This is a genomic window from Nocardia brasiliensis NBRC 14402 (assembly GCF_000308475.2).
Lineage (GTDB): Bacteria > Actinomycetota > Actinomycetes > Mycobacteriales > Mycobacteriaceae > Nocardia > Nocardia brasiliensis.
This window is the reverse complement of sequence record NZ_BAFT02000062.1, coordinates 101,423-117,051: the sequence shown is the minus strand read 5'-3', so window position 1 is coordinate 117,051 and position 15,629 is coordinate 101,423. Positions and strand designations below refer to the sequence as shown.

12 protein-coding genes are annotated in these 15,629 nt (G+C 67.9%); 8 read left to right on the top strand and 4 right to left on the bottom strand.

Features of this window, described 5'->3' with window-relative positions; genetic code table 11:
* Nucleotides 1-37 precede the first annotated feature (37 nt).
* The gene (locus TY25_RS21030; protein WP_014988924.1) at nucleotides 38-1,360 is read left to right on the top strand and encodes an acetyl-CoA C-acetyltransferase; all 1,323 of its coding nucleotides are present in this window, start codon (nucleotides 38-40) and stop codon (nucleotides 1,358-1,360) included.
* A gap of 69 nt (nucleotides 1,361-1,429) precedes the next feature.
* Here the strand turns inward: TY25_RS21030 and TY25_RS21025 are convergent, their stop codons facing one another.
* Nucleotides 1,430-3,184, bottom strand: coding sequence for an SDR family oxidoreductase (locus tag TY25_RS21025; RefSeq protein ID WP_042258613.1), 1,755 nt, complete (start codon nucleotides 3,182-3,184; stop codon nucleotides 1,430-1,432).
* Between the two features lie 434 nt (nucleotides 3,185-3,618).
* On the opposite strand from TY25_RS21025, the gene TY25_RS21020 reads away from it, so the two are divergent.
* Nucleotides 3,619-4,890 carry a hypothetical protein gene (locus TY25_RS21020; RefSeq protein ID WP_042258612.1) on the top strand — a complete coding sequence of 424 codons (1,272 nt, stop codon included), beginning with the start codon at nucleotides 3,619-3,621 and terminating at the stop codon, nucleotides 4,888-4,890.
* Between the two features lies 1 nt (nucleotide 4,891).
* A complete protein-coding gene (locus TY25_RS21015) occupies nucleotides 4,892-6,217 on the top strand; it encodes a lipase family protein (RefSeq protein ID WP_042258611.1) in 1,326 nt (441 codons plus the stop codon).
* 153 nt (nucleotides 6,218-6,370) lie between these two features.
* Here the strand turns inward: TY25_RS21015 and gnd are convergent, their stop codons facing one another.
* Nucleotides 6,371-7,399, bottom strand: a complete 1,029-nt coding sequence (gene gnd, locus TY25_RS21010; RefSeq protein WP_042258609.1) for a phosphogluconate dehydrogenase (NAD(+)-dependent, decarboxylating) — start codon at nucleotides 7,397-7,399, stop codon at nucleotides 6,371-6,373.
* A gap of 1,010 nt (nucleotides 7,400-8,409) precedes the next feature.
* On the opposite strand from gnd, the gene TY25_RS21005 reads away from it, so the two are divergent.
* The 3 genes from TY25_RS21005 (at nucleotide 8,410) to TY25_RS20995 (ending at nucleotide 12,314) form a co-directional block, all read left to right on the top strand.
* Nucleotides 8,410-10,035 carry a VanW family protein gene (locus TY25_RS21005; RefSeq protein ID WP_226887130.1) on the top strand — a complete coding sequence of 542 codons (1,626 nt, stop codon included), beginning with the start codon at nucleotides 8,410-8,412 and terminating at the stop codon, nucleotides 10,033-10,035.
* Nucleotides 10,036-10,543: 508 nt separating this feature from the next.
* Complete coding sequence (locus TY25_RS21000) at nucleotides 10,544-10,774, top strand: hypothetical protein (protein WP_014988918.1); 231 nt, start codon at nucleotides 10,544-10,546, stop codon at nucleotides 10,772-10,774.
* Nucleotides 10,775-11,219: 445 nt separating this feature from the next.
* On the top strand, nucleotides 11,220-12,314 hold the full coding sequence (locus TY25_RS20995) for a GGDEF domain-containing protein (RefSeq protein ID WP_146154117.1): 1,095 nt from the start codon (nucleotides 11,220-11,222) through the stop codon (nucleotides 12,312-12,314).
* Between the two features lie 67 nt (nucleotides 12,315-12,381).
* Here TY25_RS20995 and TY25_RS20990 read toward each other — a convergent pair whose 3' ends face one another.
* Complete coding sequence (locus tag TY25_RS20990; protein ID WP_042258605.1) at nucleotides 12,382-14,217, bottom strand: acyl-CoA dehydrogenase; 1,836 nt, start codon at nucleotides 14,215-14,217, stop codon at nucleotides 12,382-12,384.
* Between the two features lie 263 nt (nucleotides 14,218-14,480).
* Between TY25_RS20990 and TY25_RS20985 the strand changes: the two genes are divergently transcribed.
* A complete protein-coding gene (locus tag TY25_RS20985) occupies nucleotides 14,481-15,077 on the top strand; it encodes an alpha/beta hydrolase family protein (RefSeq protein ID WP_042258604.1) in 597 nt (198 codons plus the stop codon).
* Between the two features lie 18 nt (nucleotides 15,078-15,095).
* Here TY25_RS20985 and TY25_RS20980 read toward each other — a convergent pair whose 3' ends face one another.
* A complete protein-coding gene (locus TY25_RS20980; protein ID WP_042258602.1) occupies nucleotides 15,096-15,320 on the bottom strand; it encodes a hypothetical protein in 225 nt (74 codons plus the stop codon).
* Between TY25_RS20980 and TY25_RS20975 the strand changes: the two genes are divergently transcribed.
* A complete protein-coding gene (locus TY25_RS20975; RefSeq protein ID WP_042258599.1) occupies nucleotides 15,305-15,535 on the top strand; it encodes a hypothetical protein in 231 nt (76 codons plus the stop codon). The two genes, TY25_RS20980 and TY25_RS20975, sit on opposite strands and share 16 nt — an antisense overlap.
* Nucleotides 15,536-15,629: the final 94 nt, after the last annotated feature.

Here is a 15,629-nt window from a genome sequence, read left to right as displayed (position 1 = left end):
GAGCGCCGGACATCCCCAACGAGACCTGGAGACTCGAGTGACAACCAAATCCCGTTCGGCGAAGAGCACCGCCAAGACCGGTAAGACCGCCCGCCCGGTCGCGATCGTGGGCGGCAACCGGATTCCGTTCGCTCGCTCCGACAAGGCCTACGCGCACGCGTCCAACCAGGACATGTTCACCGCCGCGCTGGACGGCCTGGTCAGCCGCTTCGGCCTGCAGGGCGAGCGGCTCGGCATGGTCGCCGGCGGCGCCGTGCTCAAGCGGGTCGGCGAGCACGGCATGATCCGCGAGAGCGTGCTCGGCAGCACGCTCAGCCCGTACACCCCCGCCCACGACCTGCAGCTCGCCTGCGGCACCGGCCTGCAGGCCGTGGTCACCGTCGGCGACGCGATCGCCGCGGGCCGGATCGAGGCGGGCGTCGGCGGTGGCACCGACACCACCTCGGACGCGCCGATCGGGGTCAGCGAGGGCATGCGCGAGTGGATGCTCGACGCCAACCGCGCCAAGTCCAACAAGGACCGGCTCAAGCTGGTCGGCCAACTGCGCCCGAGCATGCTCGGCATCGAGATCCCGCGCAACGCCGAGCCGCGCACCGGGCTGTCCATGGGCGAGCACGCCGCCATCACCGCCAAGGAATTCGGCATCGCGCGCGAGGCGCAGGACGAACTGGCCTACCTCTCGCACAAGAACATGGCGGCCGCCTACGACCGCGGTTTCTTCGACGACCTGGTCACCCCGTTCCTGGGCCTGACCCGCGACGACAACCTGCGTCCCGGCTCGACCATCGAAAAGCTCGCCACCCTCAAGCCGGTCTTCGGCGTCAAGGCGGGCGACGCCACCATGACCGCGGGCAACTCCACCCCGCTCACCGACGGCGCCTCCGCCGTGCTGCTCTCCAGCGAGGAGTGGGCCGCCGAGCGCAAGCTGCCGGTGCTCGCGCACCTGGTGGACAGCGAGGTCGCGGCGGTCGACTACATCCACGGCCCCGACGGCCTGCTGATGGCACCCACCTACGCGGTACCGCGCCTGCTCGCCCGCAACGGCCTGACCCTGCAGGACTTCGACTACTACGAGATCCACGAGGCGTTCGCCTCCGTGGTGTTGGCGACGCTGGCGGCGTGGGAATCCGACGCCTACTGCAAGGAGCGGCTCGGCCTCGACGGCGCGCTCGGCTCGATCGACCGCAGCAAGCTCAATGTCAACGGTTCGTCGCTGGCGGCCGGTCACCCGTTCGCCGCGACCGGCGGCCGCATCGTGGCCTCGACCGCGAAGATGCTGGCGGAGAAGGGCTCCGGCCGCGCGCTGATCTCCATCTGTGCCGCGGGTGGCCAGGGCGTGGTCGCCATCGTCGAGCGGTAAGCCTCACGAAACAGCAAGTGCCAGATGGTGCCCGGCCGCTCGCGGCCGGGCACCATCGGTGTTTTCAGTTCAGCGCACCAAACTCGTTCGGGCAGCGGCGAATCGGGCCAGCGCGGGTGCGATGCGACCGAAGACGTACTGCAGGCGGGCTTCCGGGGTCACCGGGACCACGTCGCGCTGCTGTCGTACCGCCCGCACGATCTGATCGGCCACCTTGGCGGGCTTGTATCCGCGCAACCGATACAGCCGGTCGTAGCGTTGCTGCCTGCGCTGCTCTTCCGCGGCCGAGACACCGGACATCTTGGTGTTGCGGACGATATCGGTGTGCACGATGCCGGGGCAGATGGTGCTGACCCCGATTCCGCTGCCCGCCAATTCGGCACGCAGACAGTCGGAGAACATGAAAACCGCTGCCTTGCTGGTGGAATAGGCGCTGAAGGCCTGCTGCGGCGTGTAGGCCGCCATGCTGGACAGATTGACGATGTGCCCGCCCGCCCCGCGCTCGGCCATCGCGCCGGCGAAAGCCCGGCAGCCGTTGACGACGCCGTGCAGATTCACCGCGAGCACGCGGTCGAAATCGGCTGAGGGGGTGTCGAGGAAGCGCCCGGCCTGCCCGATGCCCGCGTTGTTGATCAGGATGTCGGGCACGCCGTGTTCGCGCAGCACCGCGTCGGCGTGCTTGCGCACCGCCGATTCGTCGGAGACATCCAGTTCATAGGCGTGCCCCTGCCCGCCCGCCTGGGCGATCAGCGCCACGGTCGCCTCCGCCGCGATGTCGTTGACATCGGAGACCACGATTTCCGCACCCGCCCTGGCGAATGCGAGCGCGGTCGCCCGGCCGATACCGCTGCCGCCGCCGGTGATCACCACGAGCTGATCCTCGAAAGGCTTGCGCGGCACCCCGATTCGGGACCGGCGCAGGGCGCGTGCCGGTGGCGCACCGGTGACCGTGTCGATCAACTCGACGGTGGCCGCGGCGAGCAGCCGCGGATGTGAGAACGGCAGCCAGTGCCCGCCTTTCACCACACGCAGCCAGACCTGCTCGGCCCAGCGATCCTCGTCGGCGAAGCTCGATTGCCGCACCGCGGGATCGCGGGTGCCGACGATGATCTGGGTGGGCACCGCGGTGCGCTGCTCGCGCGTCCGGAACGGGTTCGCGGCCCAGGTGGAGCGGTAGATGCGCAGCCCGTTCGCCATGTCCGTGGTGAAGGTCGGCCCCAGATGGATCTGCTCAGGCGGCGCGCCTTCGGCGGTGGAAAGCGCGGCGCGCCAGCGATCTTCGCTCATCCCGAGCTTGATCGCGGCCTGCGGGAGCACCGGCAGCGCGAGGAAGGTCGAGTAGGCGAAGGAGCCGAGCTGCACCAGCGGCAGCGCGATATTGCGCGGGGTCGGCCGGGCCAGGCGCCGCCGGGCCCACTGGGCGACGTGCGCGATATGCGGTCCCGAGACCGAGGTGAACGAGGCGATCAACCGTTGCGAATCCGGGCCGCAGACGATTTCCCAGGTCGCGACGCTGCCCCAGTCGTGGGCGAGCACGTGCACGGGTGCGCCGTTGCCGAGCGCCTCGATCACCGCGACGTAGTCCGCCGCCAGGGCCGTCGTCGAGATAGCTTTACTACCGGGCGGGTTGGTCGACGCGCCGTGCCCGCGGTTGTCCACGCACAACACGCGGAACCGTTCGGTCAGTTCCGGCACCACGCTGTCCCACAGCCGATGCGAGTCCGGCCAGCCGTGCAACAGCAGCACCGTCGGGCCGTCCGGATTGCCCTGCTCGTACACGGCGATGTCGACCTCGCCGTTGCGCACCACATGCTTCTCGGCCATGGATTCACCCCACTATCCGGGCCGCGAGCCGCGCGGTCCGTGGACGTAGTTGTCCGCCTCATTCTGTCTGAGACGGTGCGATTCGGGTAGTCCCCGGTTGCCGCGATGCGGGGCCGGGTGCTGCTGTGAGGTTTGTCATGAATGTCTGTCACGATTCGAGTCGCATTTCACTGTATTAATTCAATGATTTATTAGCTACTAGCAGGCAACTTTCGTGTTACAGCTTTAATTCGGTTGCTGCCGATCGGTCACATTCGTTCTTGCGGCGGGGCTGATCTGTGTGTTTACCTGCACGTCACCTACTGTGCTAGCGGTATCCGGTGGTGAAACGTGCGTTTTGTCACCGCGCAACGAACACGCAGCTACTGAAAAGACATCTCTTCGCTCAACGAATTGTTCGACTCGAGCAAGCAGAGAGGAAGGCTGAACAGCTGATGCGAATCGGTATGGCGCTGCGCGCCACCGCGCTGGCCCTCACGGCCGCGGTGGGTCTCGGACTCGCCGCCGCGGCCCCGGCGGGGGCGGCCGGTGACCTGGCCCGCTACCTGGATCTACCGCTGGTGAATCGGGACGCGGCGAGCGGACCCGGCGGAGTCAACCCGGAATTGCCCTACGACGCGGCCGAATTGCGCGGTCTGCTCGACGAGGCGCGGGCACAAGGTATCGCGCCGACTCGGTACGCCGCGCTGCTCTATCAATATTGGCTCGTCGACGCGACCGGCAAGGCCGGTATCGACCTGCGGTCCTGGGACCCGCGCGCGGGCGTGGAAGCCAACCGCGCCAACCTGATCAAGTCCTACCGCTATTACGAAGACCTGCAGTTGAGCCATCGCGAACTGCAATGGGCGGGCATGGGCGGCCAGGTCGGCGCCGACTTCGGCGGCGGGCTGGTCGATTTCGAGCTGATGGGCAATATCTACAGCCTGCCCGGCCTGTCCGAATCCGCGCGCGGCATCCTGGCCGCGGTCGAGCAGACCGCGGGACCGCAAGCGGTGGCGCAACTTCCGAGCGGCCTGCGCGCCCTCGCCGCGGCCGGTCCGCAGATCACCCCGGCGGACCTGCACTACCTCATCGGGATGATCCTGGTGATGCAGAAGAACATATTCTCGGATCTGATGCCGATGCACGATGCGTACGTCACCGAGGGTCTGCCGGCGCTGGCGGAGTTCCACGCGGCCGGACTGTTCGACGGCGAGGTGCTGGCCGCCTGGCGGGACGTGGCCTCCGGCGATCAGGACCGGATCGCCGCGGGCAACGCGGCACTGCTGCGCCGCGAACAGTATTGGGCCATCCGGGATCAGTGGGACGAGACGCGCAACTACAAGGGCGTGGTCGGCGAAGCGATCACCTACGTCAGCGGCGCGGCGGGATCGCCGTCGGTCGCCGGTGTCGCGCCGCCGCGGGAATTCCACCCCGTGCGCATCCCGGTCACCATGGCCGACGGGCGCCCGGGGTTGTTGACTTTGCCGCTGCCGGACTGGAATTGGTCGGAGTTCGATGCGCGCTGGGACTACATCACCACCGAGTTGCTGCCCAAGTACAAGTTCCAGGTCGAGAACAACTGGCCCGCACTGGAAGCTGTGATGCGTACCCCCTACGAGGTGCAGCTGGAATCGCATCGTCCGCTGTTCAACATCCCGCAGCTGCTGGACTCGGCGGCGCGCCAGCTGCAAGTGACCCCGACCGAGACGATGGCGGTGCGCTGAGATGAAACGATTGACCGTGGCGGTCGCGACGGCCACCGCCCTGCTGTTGTCCGCGGGCACCGCGGCGGCGGAACCGGGTCCGCAGGGCACACCCGGACTGGACAAGGTCTTCAACGGCTTCGTCGTCGGGCAGATCCAAGGCGCGCAACCGGTTCCGCCGGATCAGGCGTTCCAGGCGCTGCTCGCCAATGACCCGTTCTACGAGGAACCGCCGCTGACCGGCACCGAGCAGCCGGGCACGCTGCTCAAGGCCAAGAAGGTCGACGTGATGTTCCTCGGCATCACCCCGCCCGATATCGAGGCGTACAAGCTGATGTACGTGACCACCGGCATCGACGGCGTCACCCCGATGATCAGCACCGGCATCCTGATGATCCCGAATCACGGTGCACCGGTGGGGGAGAAGAAGGTTGTCTCCTATCAGGAGGCCAACGACAGCGTCGGCTGGTCCTGCCACCCGAGTACGCAGTGGACCGGTGGTGATCCGCTGGACGGCTCGTCGTGGTCGGCGCTCGGACCGCTGGCGCTGATGTTCGACAAGGGTTACGCGGTGATGATCTCCGACGTGGGCAACGACGGAGATCGCAAGCCGCACGGCGTGTTCGCGGGCAAGTTCGCCGCGCACGCCCAACTCGACGGCGTCCGTGCGGCTTTGGGCTACCAGGAGGCCGGACTGAATCCGAAGGCGCCGATTTCGCTGTTCGGTATCGCGGGCGGCGGGGTCGGGGCGGCGTTCTCCGCCGAACTGCAGCCGACCTACGCACCCGAACTCGACGTGAAAACCGCTGTGCTGGAAGGCATGGTCGTCAACCCGCGCAACTTCATGCGGGTCGCCGACGGTTCGGTGGGCTCGGGCTTCGCGCTGGCGACCCTGCTCGGGCTGGAGCCCGCGTACCCGGAGATGCGGGTGAACGAGAAGCTGAACCCGGCGGGTGTCGCGCTGGCCAACGCGTTCCGCACGCAGTGCCAGACGCCCGCGTACTTCGGGCTGCCCTTCCTGCCGCTCAACACGCTGTTCAACTCGGGGCTCAGCCCCGCCGACGAGCCCGCTTTCCAGCACGCGTTCGAGGAGAACATCCTCGGCCGATCCGGGACGCCGAAGGCCAAGGTGGCCATCACCTCCTGCGCCGCCGACGACTCACCCATGTCGCTGGTGCCCGCCAAGGACTCGCGGGAACTGGCCGAGATCTATCGGGCGGGTGGTGCCGACGTCACCTACCAGCCGACCGATTGCAGCATGGTCCGGATGCTCACCGACATCTACGGCTGGGGCACCGACCTGTTCGGCATGCAGACGATCGACTGGATCGACCGTAACTTCGACTGAAAAGGACTGACCGCCATGGCATTTCTCTATGGACTCAACTATCTGTTCTGGTACGGCCCGCTGGCGGTCGCCAAGCTGATGGCCCAGGCCGCCGGCTTCTGATCCCCGCGCCGACGGCCGCGGCGCCCGCACTCGCGGGGCCGCGGCCGTCGGTCACTTTCCGGGCAGCTCGTTGTGCCCGCCGAAGGCTTTGCGCATGGCCGAGAGCATCTTGTCCGCGTACAGCGATTCCCCGCGCGAGGAGAACCGCTGGAACACCGCGGCGGCGAGCACCGGTGCGGGCACCCCGGTGTCGATCGCGGCGTCCAGGGTCCACCGGCCCTCGCCGGAATCGGAGACCCGCCCGCTGTAGGAATCCAGGTTCGGATCGGCGTACAGCGCGCTCGCGGTGAGGTCCAGCAACCACGAGGCGACCACCGAACCGCGCCGCCACACCTCGGTGACCTCGGGGATGTCGAGGTCGTACCGGTAGTGCTCGGGATGCTCGAGCGGGGTCTCCTCGGCCGAGAACTCGCCGGCGTGCTCCGCGCCGAAGTTGGCCTTGTGCAAGATGTTCAGCCCCTCGGCGTAGGCCGCCATCGCCCCGTACTCGATGCCGTTGTGCACCATCTTCACGAAATGACCCGCGCCCGCCGGACCGCAGTGCAGGTAGCCCTGCTCGGCCGGGGACGGCTCGCCCGTCCGTCCCGGCGTCCGTTCGGCCGCCTCGACACCCGGCGCGATGGAACGCAACAGCGGATCCAGATATCGCACCGGCTCCGGCTCACCGCCGATCATCAGGCAGAAGCCGCGGGTCAGGCCGAAGACGCCGCCCGAGGTGCCGATGTCCACGTAGTGGATGCCCTTCGGGGTCAGCCGCTCGGCCCGGGCGATGTCCTCGTGATAGCGGCTGTTACCACCGTCGATGATGATATCGCCGGGTTCGAGCAGTTCGGCGACCTGATCGATGACCGCGCCGGTGGCGCCCGCCGGGATCATCACCCACACCACCCGCGGTGTCTGCAGCGCCTGCACGAATTCCGTGAGGTCGGTGCTGCCCCGGAAATCGTCGCCGAGTTCCTGCCGCAGTTCGTCGATGGCCTTGGGGCGACGTTCGTAGCCGACCGCGGTGTGCCCGTCCTTGACGATGCGGCGCACGATGTTGGCGCCCATCCGGCCGAGGCCGATCATTCCCAGCTGCATTCCATCTCCCTCGTGTATGCGACGCCGGACGTCCGTCCGGACGCTCTGCGAGCCCTGGTGGCGAGAGGTCGTCCTCGATTGTCTCGCGCCGGTGCGAATCGAATTTGCCCGGCTGTGTAACGCATGGTGCGCCCTACCGATAATCAGATCGGCTCCGCGTAGTTGCCAGACCCCCGACCCGGCAACTGCGCGGGGCCCTTTGCGTGTGTCACCCGGCGCTTTGCGGGCGGTTAGCTGCACTTCGGTGCTCGCCTGACGTCGTCGGGACGGCGCACTATCGTTGGCGGGTGACTCGCACCGGGCGGGTCCCGAAGACACCCGAACGGGGAGGACGGTTCGTGACGAGCCAGCCGAGCACCGGACGCCGCGGCCGACAAGCAGGCGGCGAGGTGGGCCTACGCCAGCTGCTCGAGTCGGCCCAGGCGAATGGCGCGAACAGGGCTGCGGGGGAAGCGCCGGGCGGGTCGAACCCGGCCCCCGGCCCGTCGAACCCCGCACCCGACCGGCCGAACCCGGCCGCGCACGAGTCGAGCCCCGCGCCGTACGGGTCGAGGCCGGCCGCATACGGCTCGGACCCGGTTCCGTACGGCTCGAATCCGGCGCGGCGCGGATCGAACTCGGCTCAGTACGAGTCGAATTCGGCCCAGTACGGTTCGAACCCGACTCAGTACGGATCGAATCCCTCTCAGTACGAGTCGAACCCGGCCCAGTACGAGCCGAGTCCGTCCCAGTATGGATCGAATCAGGCTCCGTACGAATCGAATCCGGCTCATCCCTCGAACCCGGCTCCGGGAAGGCCGAATCCGGCCCCGTATGAGCCGAACCAGGCCGCGGAGTGGGTCAGCGACTCGGCTCCCACCGAACCCCTGCGGGTCACCACTCCCGCATCGAACACGCACCGCGCCAGGCCCGCTGAGCCGCGGCCGCCGGGGCGCCGCCCGATCTCCGGACCGCCGCCGAAGCGATTCGACCGCACCACGATCCGGCGGGCCGGCATCGCGGTCGGCGCCGTGTGCGCCGTGGTCGGCATCGCCTACGGGATCGACCTGGCGCTGTCCTCCGGTGAGGTGCCGCGCGGCACGGTCGTCGCGGGCATCGATGTCGGCGGCATGGCCACCGCGGCGGCGGATGAGCGGCTGCGCGCCGAACTCGGCCCGCGCACCGAGCGTGAACTGCCGTTGCGTATCGGCGACGTGCAGACCCGGATGATCCCGAGCGCCGCGGGCCTGTCGGTCGACTGGGATCGCACCTGGGCGCGGGTCGGCGGTCAGCCGCTCAATCCGATCACCCGGTTCACCTCGCTGTTCAGCGCTCGTGATGTCGCGGTCGTGAGCGTGGTCGACGACGCGGCACTGGATCGTCAGCTGGAGGCGTTACGCGTGCACGACCGCCCGTCGGTCGAGGGCACCATCGCCTTCGACAAGGCCAGACCCGTCGCCGTCGCCCCGGTGCCGGGACGCGTGCTCGATATCGCCGCCGCGCGCCGAGATCTCATCGACGAATGGATCAGCGGTCTCACGGTGGATCTGCCGGTGCACCCCGCCCCGTTGAACGTGCGACCGGAAGCCGTCGACATCGCCTTGCGTACCGTCGCCGAGCCTGCGGTGCGCGCGCCGATCACCTTCGCGGGCAAGGGGGCGGCCGCCAAGCTCGACCCGGAGCAGATCGCGACGACGCTGTCGTTCGCACCCGACGGCAACGGCGGGCTGGCCCTCGCCGTGGATCAAAACATCGCGGTCGGTTTGCTGGCGCCGCAGCTGGCGGCCACCGAGGTGGAGGCGAAAGACGCCACCTTCGCGCTGACCGGCGGCAAGCCCACCGTGGTGCCCGCCGTGGTCGGCGACAAGATCAACTGGCCGAAGACGCTGGAGCAGTACACGGCGCTGCTCACCGCGCCGGGTGAGCGCGCCGCGCAAGCCGTCTACGAAAAGGTCGAGCCGAAGCTGACCACCGAGGCGGCCCAGGGGCTCGGCGTCGTCGAGACCATGGGTTCGTTCACCACCAACGGCTTCAGCGGCCCCTCCGGTGTGAACATCCGGGTGGTCGCCAAGAAGGTCAACGGCGCCGTCGTGAAACCGGGAGATACCTTCTCGCTCAACGATTTCACCGGCCCGCGCGGCGCCGCGGAAGGCTATGTGGAGTCCGGCATCATCGATCACGGCAGGCCCGCCACCGCCGTCGGCGGCGGCATCAGCCAGTTCGCCACCACCCTCTACAACGCCGCGTATTTCGCGGGCATGGAGGACGCGGGCCATACCGAGCACAGCTACTACATCTCCCGGTATCCGGCGGCGCGGGAGGCGACCGTGTTCGACGGTGCGATCGATCTGCGCTTCCGCAACAACACCCCGACCGGTGTCTTCATCGAGGCGCTCGCCACGGATTCCGAAGTGACGGTTCGACTTTGGGGCACCAAGACGTTGAACGTCGAATCGGTCACCGGCGAGAAGAGCAAGCCGACCGAGCCGTCCACCATCAAACTCCCGAAGGGCAAGGACTGCATCGCCTCCGAGGGCGCCCCGGGCTTCACCATTTCCGACACCCGGATCATCACCGACCGCCGCACCGGCAAAGAGGTCTCCCGCGCGACCCGCACCGTCAAATACGACCCCATCCCCGTGGTGAAGTGCGAGTAAGGCCAGTTCAGTGCGCCGCCTTCGAATCGGCGTGCTGCGCAGCGAGATTCGGTTCGGCACCGCCTTCGGGATAAGGCCGATAATGTTACGTCTGCCGGTTATGTAATGAATCACATAATTGCGGCCGGATTGCTGTGGACCGGCCGCGGCATGGGTCGCTTAACACTTATCGGATTCGTTCCGATGCCCAATGCTGACAGGTTGTCGTACATTTGCCTGCGGCTTGGTCATGTAGGCCCGCTATCGCATTGCTTGTACTGCGGTTTCGCGTGTGGAAAATTGGTGCCACCGGCTTCTTTGCCGGTGAAAATAGGGTCGTAGCAGGCGAGTTGGTGGCGCGGCGCAGTTCTTCCTTGATGTTTGCGCGGTGCAATCAAAGGGCTAATCGTGACCGAATTCCGCGATGACTGAATAGTCGCTGGCCGAGTTTATGCGTGATAGAACTGCTTTCGGCTGAAACCGTTCGGGTTATCGGCCTGGAAAGAAATCGGTTAAAGGAAGAAGTTACATGAGCAAAACACGAGTGTTCGGTGTCGTCCTGGCCGCGGCGGCCGGTCTTATCATCGCCGGGTCGGGCATGGCCGGTGCGGCGCCGGGTCTCCCGTTGGAGACCGGCGCGGCCCAGCCGGTGGTCGCCCCGGGCGAACCCGATCCGACCGGTACCGGCTCGAGCAAGGCCATCGCCGACATCGTCAAGCAGCTGTCGAGCGGTTCGGGCAAGGGCACGCCCGCCACGTAGGTCACCGATCGGCCCCGCGTGAGTGTGGGGATGGGCGGCGGGGCGTCCTGAATTCTGCGCAGCGGTCCGGAGCGATCCGGGCCGCTGCGGCTGTGCACGGATCGACCACGAACTGCTCACAGCGGTCGGCGGGCGATCTCACGCATCGTTTGCTGGTGATTCACGACGCGGCCCGGCAAAGCGGGCAAACCGGTCTCCCGTGCGCAATTCCGCGCCACCGGTCGTGTCCGCGCTCTTGGTTGGAGTGACAGACAATCCGCTGACCAGCAATGATGTTTGACAAATAGGCCATTCGCCGAGGTGTCGGCCGTATGCGCCGCCGCGCCGGGCGCAATACACTTGCCTGGTAGCTGGTGGGATCTAATCGACCCGATCCCGCGCTCGTCGCAAGCACACGGTACGGATCCCTCTGCACTAGGCGGTGACGGTGGCCCACAGCGGCGCGATGTTCAGAGCTTGGTGGCGGGATCCGGCCGACTATGCCTGGCTCGCGCGGGCGCTGGACTCCTACACGGCGGTGGCCTGGCTGAAGGTGGTGGTCGGTGCGGGCGGCGTCTTCCTGGCGGGGATCGCCCTGCTGGCGATGTCCTCCGACGGTGGCCCGCCGAACGACTTCGGTCTCGCGATCGACTGGATCATCGCCGGGTTCGCGGTGTTCTGGGCGCTGCGCTGGTGGCTGCTGCCGTGGCCGTCCCGGGTCGAATCGCTGCTGCTGTTCGGGGCGGCCGACGTCGCGATCACCGTCGCCAACCTGCAGGAATCCAACCGGCTCTACGGTGCGCTCGGCCTGACCCTGCTGGTGATCACCGGCGGCTACCTGGCGGTGATGCACAACGCGAAAGTGCTGGCGCTGCACGCGGTGTGGACGGTGTTCTCGGTGGTGCTGCTGACCGGCCGGATGGTGGCGGGCGGCGGCGATCCGATGATCGGTGCGGCGATCGTGCTGATGACCGCGGCCTGCGGCGTCGTCCTGATGCCCGCGATGCAGTTCTGCTTCTGGGTGCTGCGCCAGGACGCGGTCCGTGACCCCTTGACCACGCTGCTGAATCGGCGCGGACTGGAGTTGTACCTGGCGGCGCTGGCGGGCTCGGGTTGTCGCAGGCCGGTCTACGCGATCGCGCTCGATCTCGATCGGTTCAAGGACGTCAACGATCGCTTCGGTCACGCGGTGGGTGACGAGGTGCTGGTGCGGACGGCGCAGCGCCTGCGTGCCGTGCTGCGCGCACCGTTCGTGGTGGCGCGCACCGGTGGGGAAGAGTTCGTGATCTTCGGCCGGATCACGGAGCGGACCGCGCAGGCCGAGGCCGAACGGGTACGGCTGGCCGTCTCCGAACCGCAGGCGGTGTGCGCGGAGACGGGCGAGCCGGCGGAAACGATCTCGGTGACCGCGAGTCTCGGGGTCGTGGTCTACGAGGGCACGTGCGATTCCGCGCTGCCCTACTCGATGCTGCGACGGGCCGATGACCTGATGTATCGCGCGAAACAGCTCGGCGGGAACCTGGTCGTCACCGACGAACTCGTCGCGTCCGCCGCCACCTGAGACCCGGCGACGAAAAAGCGGCCCGGATCGCTCCGGGCCGCTTTCGTTGTTCGGTGGATCCGCCGGATCAGAACGCTGCTTCGTCCAGCTCCATGATGTCGTTGTCCAGGTTGGCCAGCACGGCGCGGGTGGCCGTCAGCTCCGGCAGCATGTTGCGGGCGAAGAACTGCGCGACGCCCACCTTGCCCTGGTAGAACGACTCGTCGGCACCGGTGGCGCCGTTGTCGAGCGCCTTGATGGCGATCTCGGCCTGACGCAGCAGCTGCCAGCCGATCAGCAGGTCACCGACGGCGAGCAGGAAGCGCACCGAGCCGAGGCCGACCTTGTACAGCTCGGACGGGTTCTCCTGGGCGCCCATCAGGTGACCGGTGAGCGTGGCGGCCATGGCCTGCACGTCCTCCAGCGCGGTGGCGAGCAGCTTGCGCTCGCCCTTGAGCCGGCCGTTGCCCGCCTCCGAGTCGATGAACTTCTGCACCTGGCCGGCCACGTGCGCCAGCGCGACGCCGCGGTCCCGGGCGATCTTGCGGAAGAAGAAGTCCTGCGCCTGGATGGCGGTGGTGCCCTCGTACAGCGAGTCGATCTTCGCGTCCCGGATGTACTGCTCGATCGGGTAGTCCTGCAGGAAGCCGGAGCCGCCGAAGGTCTGCAGCGATTCGGTCAGGTACTGGTAGGCGCGCTCGGAACCGACGCCCTTGACGATCGGCAGCAGCAGATCGTTGACGCGGAACGCGACATCGGCGTCCGCACCCGAAACCTGCTGGGCGATATCGGCATCCTGGTGCGCCGCGGTGTAGAGGTAGATCGCGCGCAGGCCCTCGGCGTAGGCCTTCTGGCTGGCCAGCGAGCGGCGCACGTCGGGGTGATGGGTGATGGTCACGCGGGGCGCGGCCTTGTCGGTCATCTGGGTGAGATCGGCACCCTGGACGCGCTCCTTGGCGTAGTCGCGAGCGTTCAGGTAGCCGGTCGACAGGGTCGCGATGGCCTTGGTGCCCACCATCATGCGCGCGTTCTCGATCACGTCGAACATCTGCGCGATGCCGTTGTGCACCTCGCCGACGAGCCAGCCCTTGGCCGGAATGCCGTGGCCGCCGAAGGTCAGCTCACAGGTGGCCGAGACCTTCAGGCCCATCTTGTGCTCGACACCGGTGACGAAGGCGCCGTTGCGGTCGCCGAGTTCACCGGTCTCGTGGTCGAAGTGGAACTTCGGTACGAAGAACAGCGACAGTCCCTTGGTGCCCGGGCCCGCGCCTTCGGGACGGGCCAGCACCAGGTGGATGGTGTTCTCGAACATGTCGTCGGCGTCGGCGGAGGTGATGAAGCGCTTCACACCCTCGATGTGCCAGCTGCCGTCTTCCTGCTTGATCGCCTTGGTGCGACCCGCGCCGACGTCGGAGCCCGCGTCGGGCTCGGTGAGCACCATGGTGGCGCCCCAGTCGCGATCGATCGCGATCTTGGCCCACTTCTTCTGCTCGTCGGTGCCGTTGTTGTGGAAGATGGTGGCGAAGCCGGGGCCCGCGGCGTACATGTACACGGCGGGGTTCGCGCCGAGGATCAGCTCGCTGATCGCCCAGTGCACGGTGCGCGGGACGCCCAGTCCGCCAAGTTCCTCCGGCAGGCCGAGCTTCTCCCAGCCGCCTTCCTGCAGGGCGCGGAAGGACTTCTTGAACGACTCGGGGATCGCGACGGTGTGCGTTTCCGGATCGAACACCGGCGGGTTGCGGTCGGCGTCGGCGAACGAGTCCGCGAGCGGGCCTTCGGCCAGGCGGCGGACCTCGTTCAGCATCTCCTTCACCGTGTCGGCGTCCAGATCGCCGTAGGCGCCGCCGTCGAGGATGGAGCCGAGACCGAGGACCTCGAAGAGGTTGAACTCCAGGTCGCGGACGTTGCTCTTGTAGTGACCCATGTCGGTTACTCACTCTCCGTTGAGTTGGTGCGGTCGGTTGGTTAGCCGTTCCCGCCCGTTTGTCGCTCTACCGGTGGCCGGACTCCGTAGCGACTGCTTGCAGGTCGCTCGAAATGATCAGCCGCATGCTACTCGCGGGTAACTTACGGACCATATTACCGACCGGTAATGGGCAGGCAAAGGCTCCAGCGGGCAATGTGACGCGGAAAACATCGACGCGCGCGGCGGCGGCGATCGGACCGGTGCTCCGGTTACGGTGAGACGTGCGCATCGAGACGAGTGCCGGACCGGCCGAGATCGAGCTCGACCGGCCACCCGAACCGACCTTCCTGCTGCTGCTCACGCACGGTTCCGGCGGCGGCGTCGACGCGAAGGATCTGCTGGCCGTGCGGGACCGCGCGGTGGAACTCGGCGGTGCCGTCGCCAGGGTGGTGCAGCCCTATCGAGTCGCGGGGCGAAGGGCCCCGGGGTCCGCCGAGAAGCAGGACGAGGCGTGGTTCGAGATCGTCGCGGCGTTGCGCCGCAAGGTCAAGGGGGTGCCGTTAATCCAGGGCGGGCGCAGCAATGGTGCGCGGGTGGCCTGCCGGACGGCGGTCGCGGTGGGCGCGCGCGGTGTGCTCGCGCTGTCGTTTCCGCTGCATCCGCCGGGCAAGCCGGAGAAGACCCGGCGCACGGAGCTGGTGGCTGCCGCTCCCGTCGAGGTGGTGGTCATCAACGGGAGCAGCGATCCGTTCGGGATCCCGGACCCGGCCGATGCCGCGGAGGTCCGGGTGATCGCGGGTCAACCGCATTCGTTCCGCACCGGGTTCGATGTCATCGCCGACACGGTCACGCCGTGGCTGCGGCGGTGGAGCGCGTAGTTCGGCGCGGCTGCGAGATCAGAGGCAGTATTTGGCGCCGTAGGACAGTGACTGCACCAGGCAGGCCAGCGACGCGGCGTCGCTCGAACCGGGCGAGACCCCGATCTCCTCGTTGCCGACCGGCGTCACCTGGCTGTGCTGGGCCGGTTCCAGCGGCAGCCCGGGCGCCGCGTTTGCCACACCGGCCCCCGCGCCCAGTGTGAGCGCAACGGCGGCAACGATTTTCAGTGGGACACGGCGCATGGAACAACTCCTGTGAGACGGATCGGATCTCCGCCACGCTAACCAGCGCCCCCGCGTCGTGGCACGCCCCCGATTCCGGTGGCCGCGATGTCGACGGCACAGTCGGATACGAGCCGGTCCCGGTGCTGGAGCGGTCGCGGCTGCCGGTCCTGGCGCTGTGGGGCGTGCGCGTCACCGTGACCCCGCCCGCGGAGAGCGCGGCGGTCTTCCAGTAGGCGCCGGCGGGCAACCGGCACCGGCGTCGATCGGGTCCGGCTCGCGCTGGTGCTCGCCGGGATCGTGTTCCTTCCCTGGGCACTGGGGCCTGTA

Bases quoted from the DNA above. Each gene is read 5' to 3' on its own strand.
- TY25_RS20990 (WP_042258605.1), bottom strand. From the start codon at position 14,217: ATGGGTCACTACAAGAGCAACGTCCGCGACCTGGAGTTCAACCTCTTC.
- TY25_RS20995 (WP_146154117.1), top strand. From the start codon at position 11,220: ATGTTCAGAGCTTGGTGGCGGGATCCGGCCGACTATGCCTGGCTCGCG.
- TY25_RS21025 (WP_042258613.1), bottom strand. From the start codon at position 3,184: ATGGCCGAGAAGCATGTGGTGCGCAACGGCGAGGTCGACATCGCCGTG.
- gnd (WP_042258609.1), bottom strand. From the start codon at position 7,399: ATGCAGCTGGGAATGATCGGCCTCGGCCGGATGGGCGCCAACATCGTG.
- TY25_RS21015 (WP_042258611.1), top strand. From the start codon at position 4,892: ATGAAACGATTGACCGTGGCGGTCGCGACGGCCACCGCCCTGCTGTTG.
- TY25_RS21000 (WP_014988918.1), top strand. From the start codon at position 10,544: ATGAGCAAAACACGAGTGTTCGGTGTCGTCCTGGCCGCGGCGGCCGGT.
- TY25_RS21020 (WP_042258612.1), top strand. From the start codon at position 3,619: ATGCGAATCGGTATGGCGCTGCGCGCCACCGCGCTGGCCCTCACGGCC.
- TY25_RS20980 (WP_042258602.1), bottom strand. From the start codon at position 15,320: ATGCGCCGTGTCCCACTGAAAATCGTTGCCGCCGTTGCGCTCACACTG.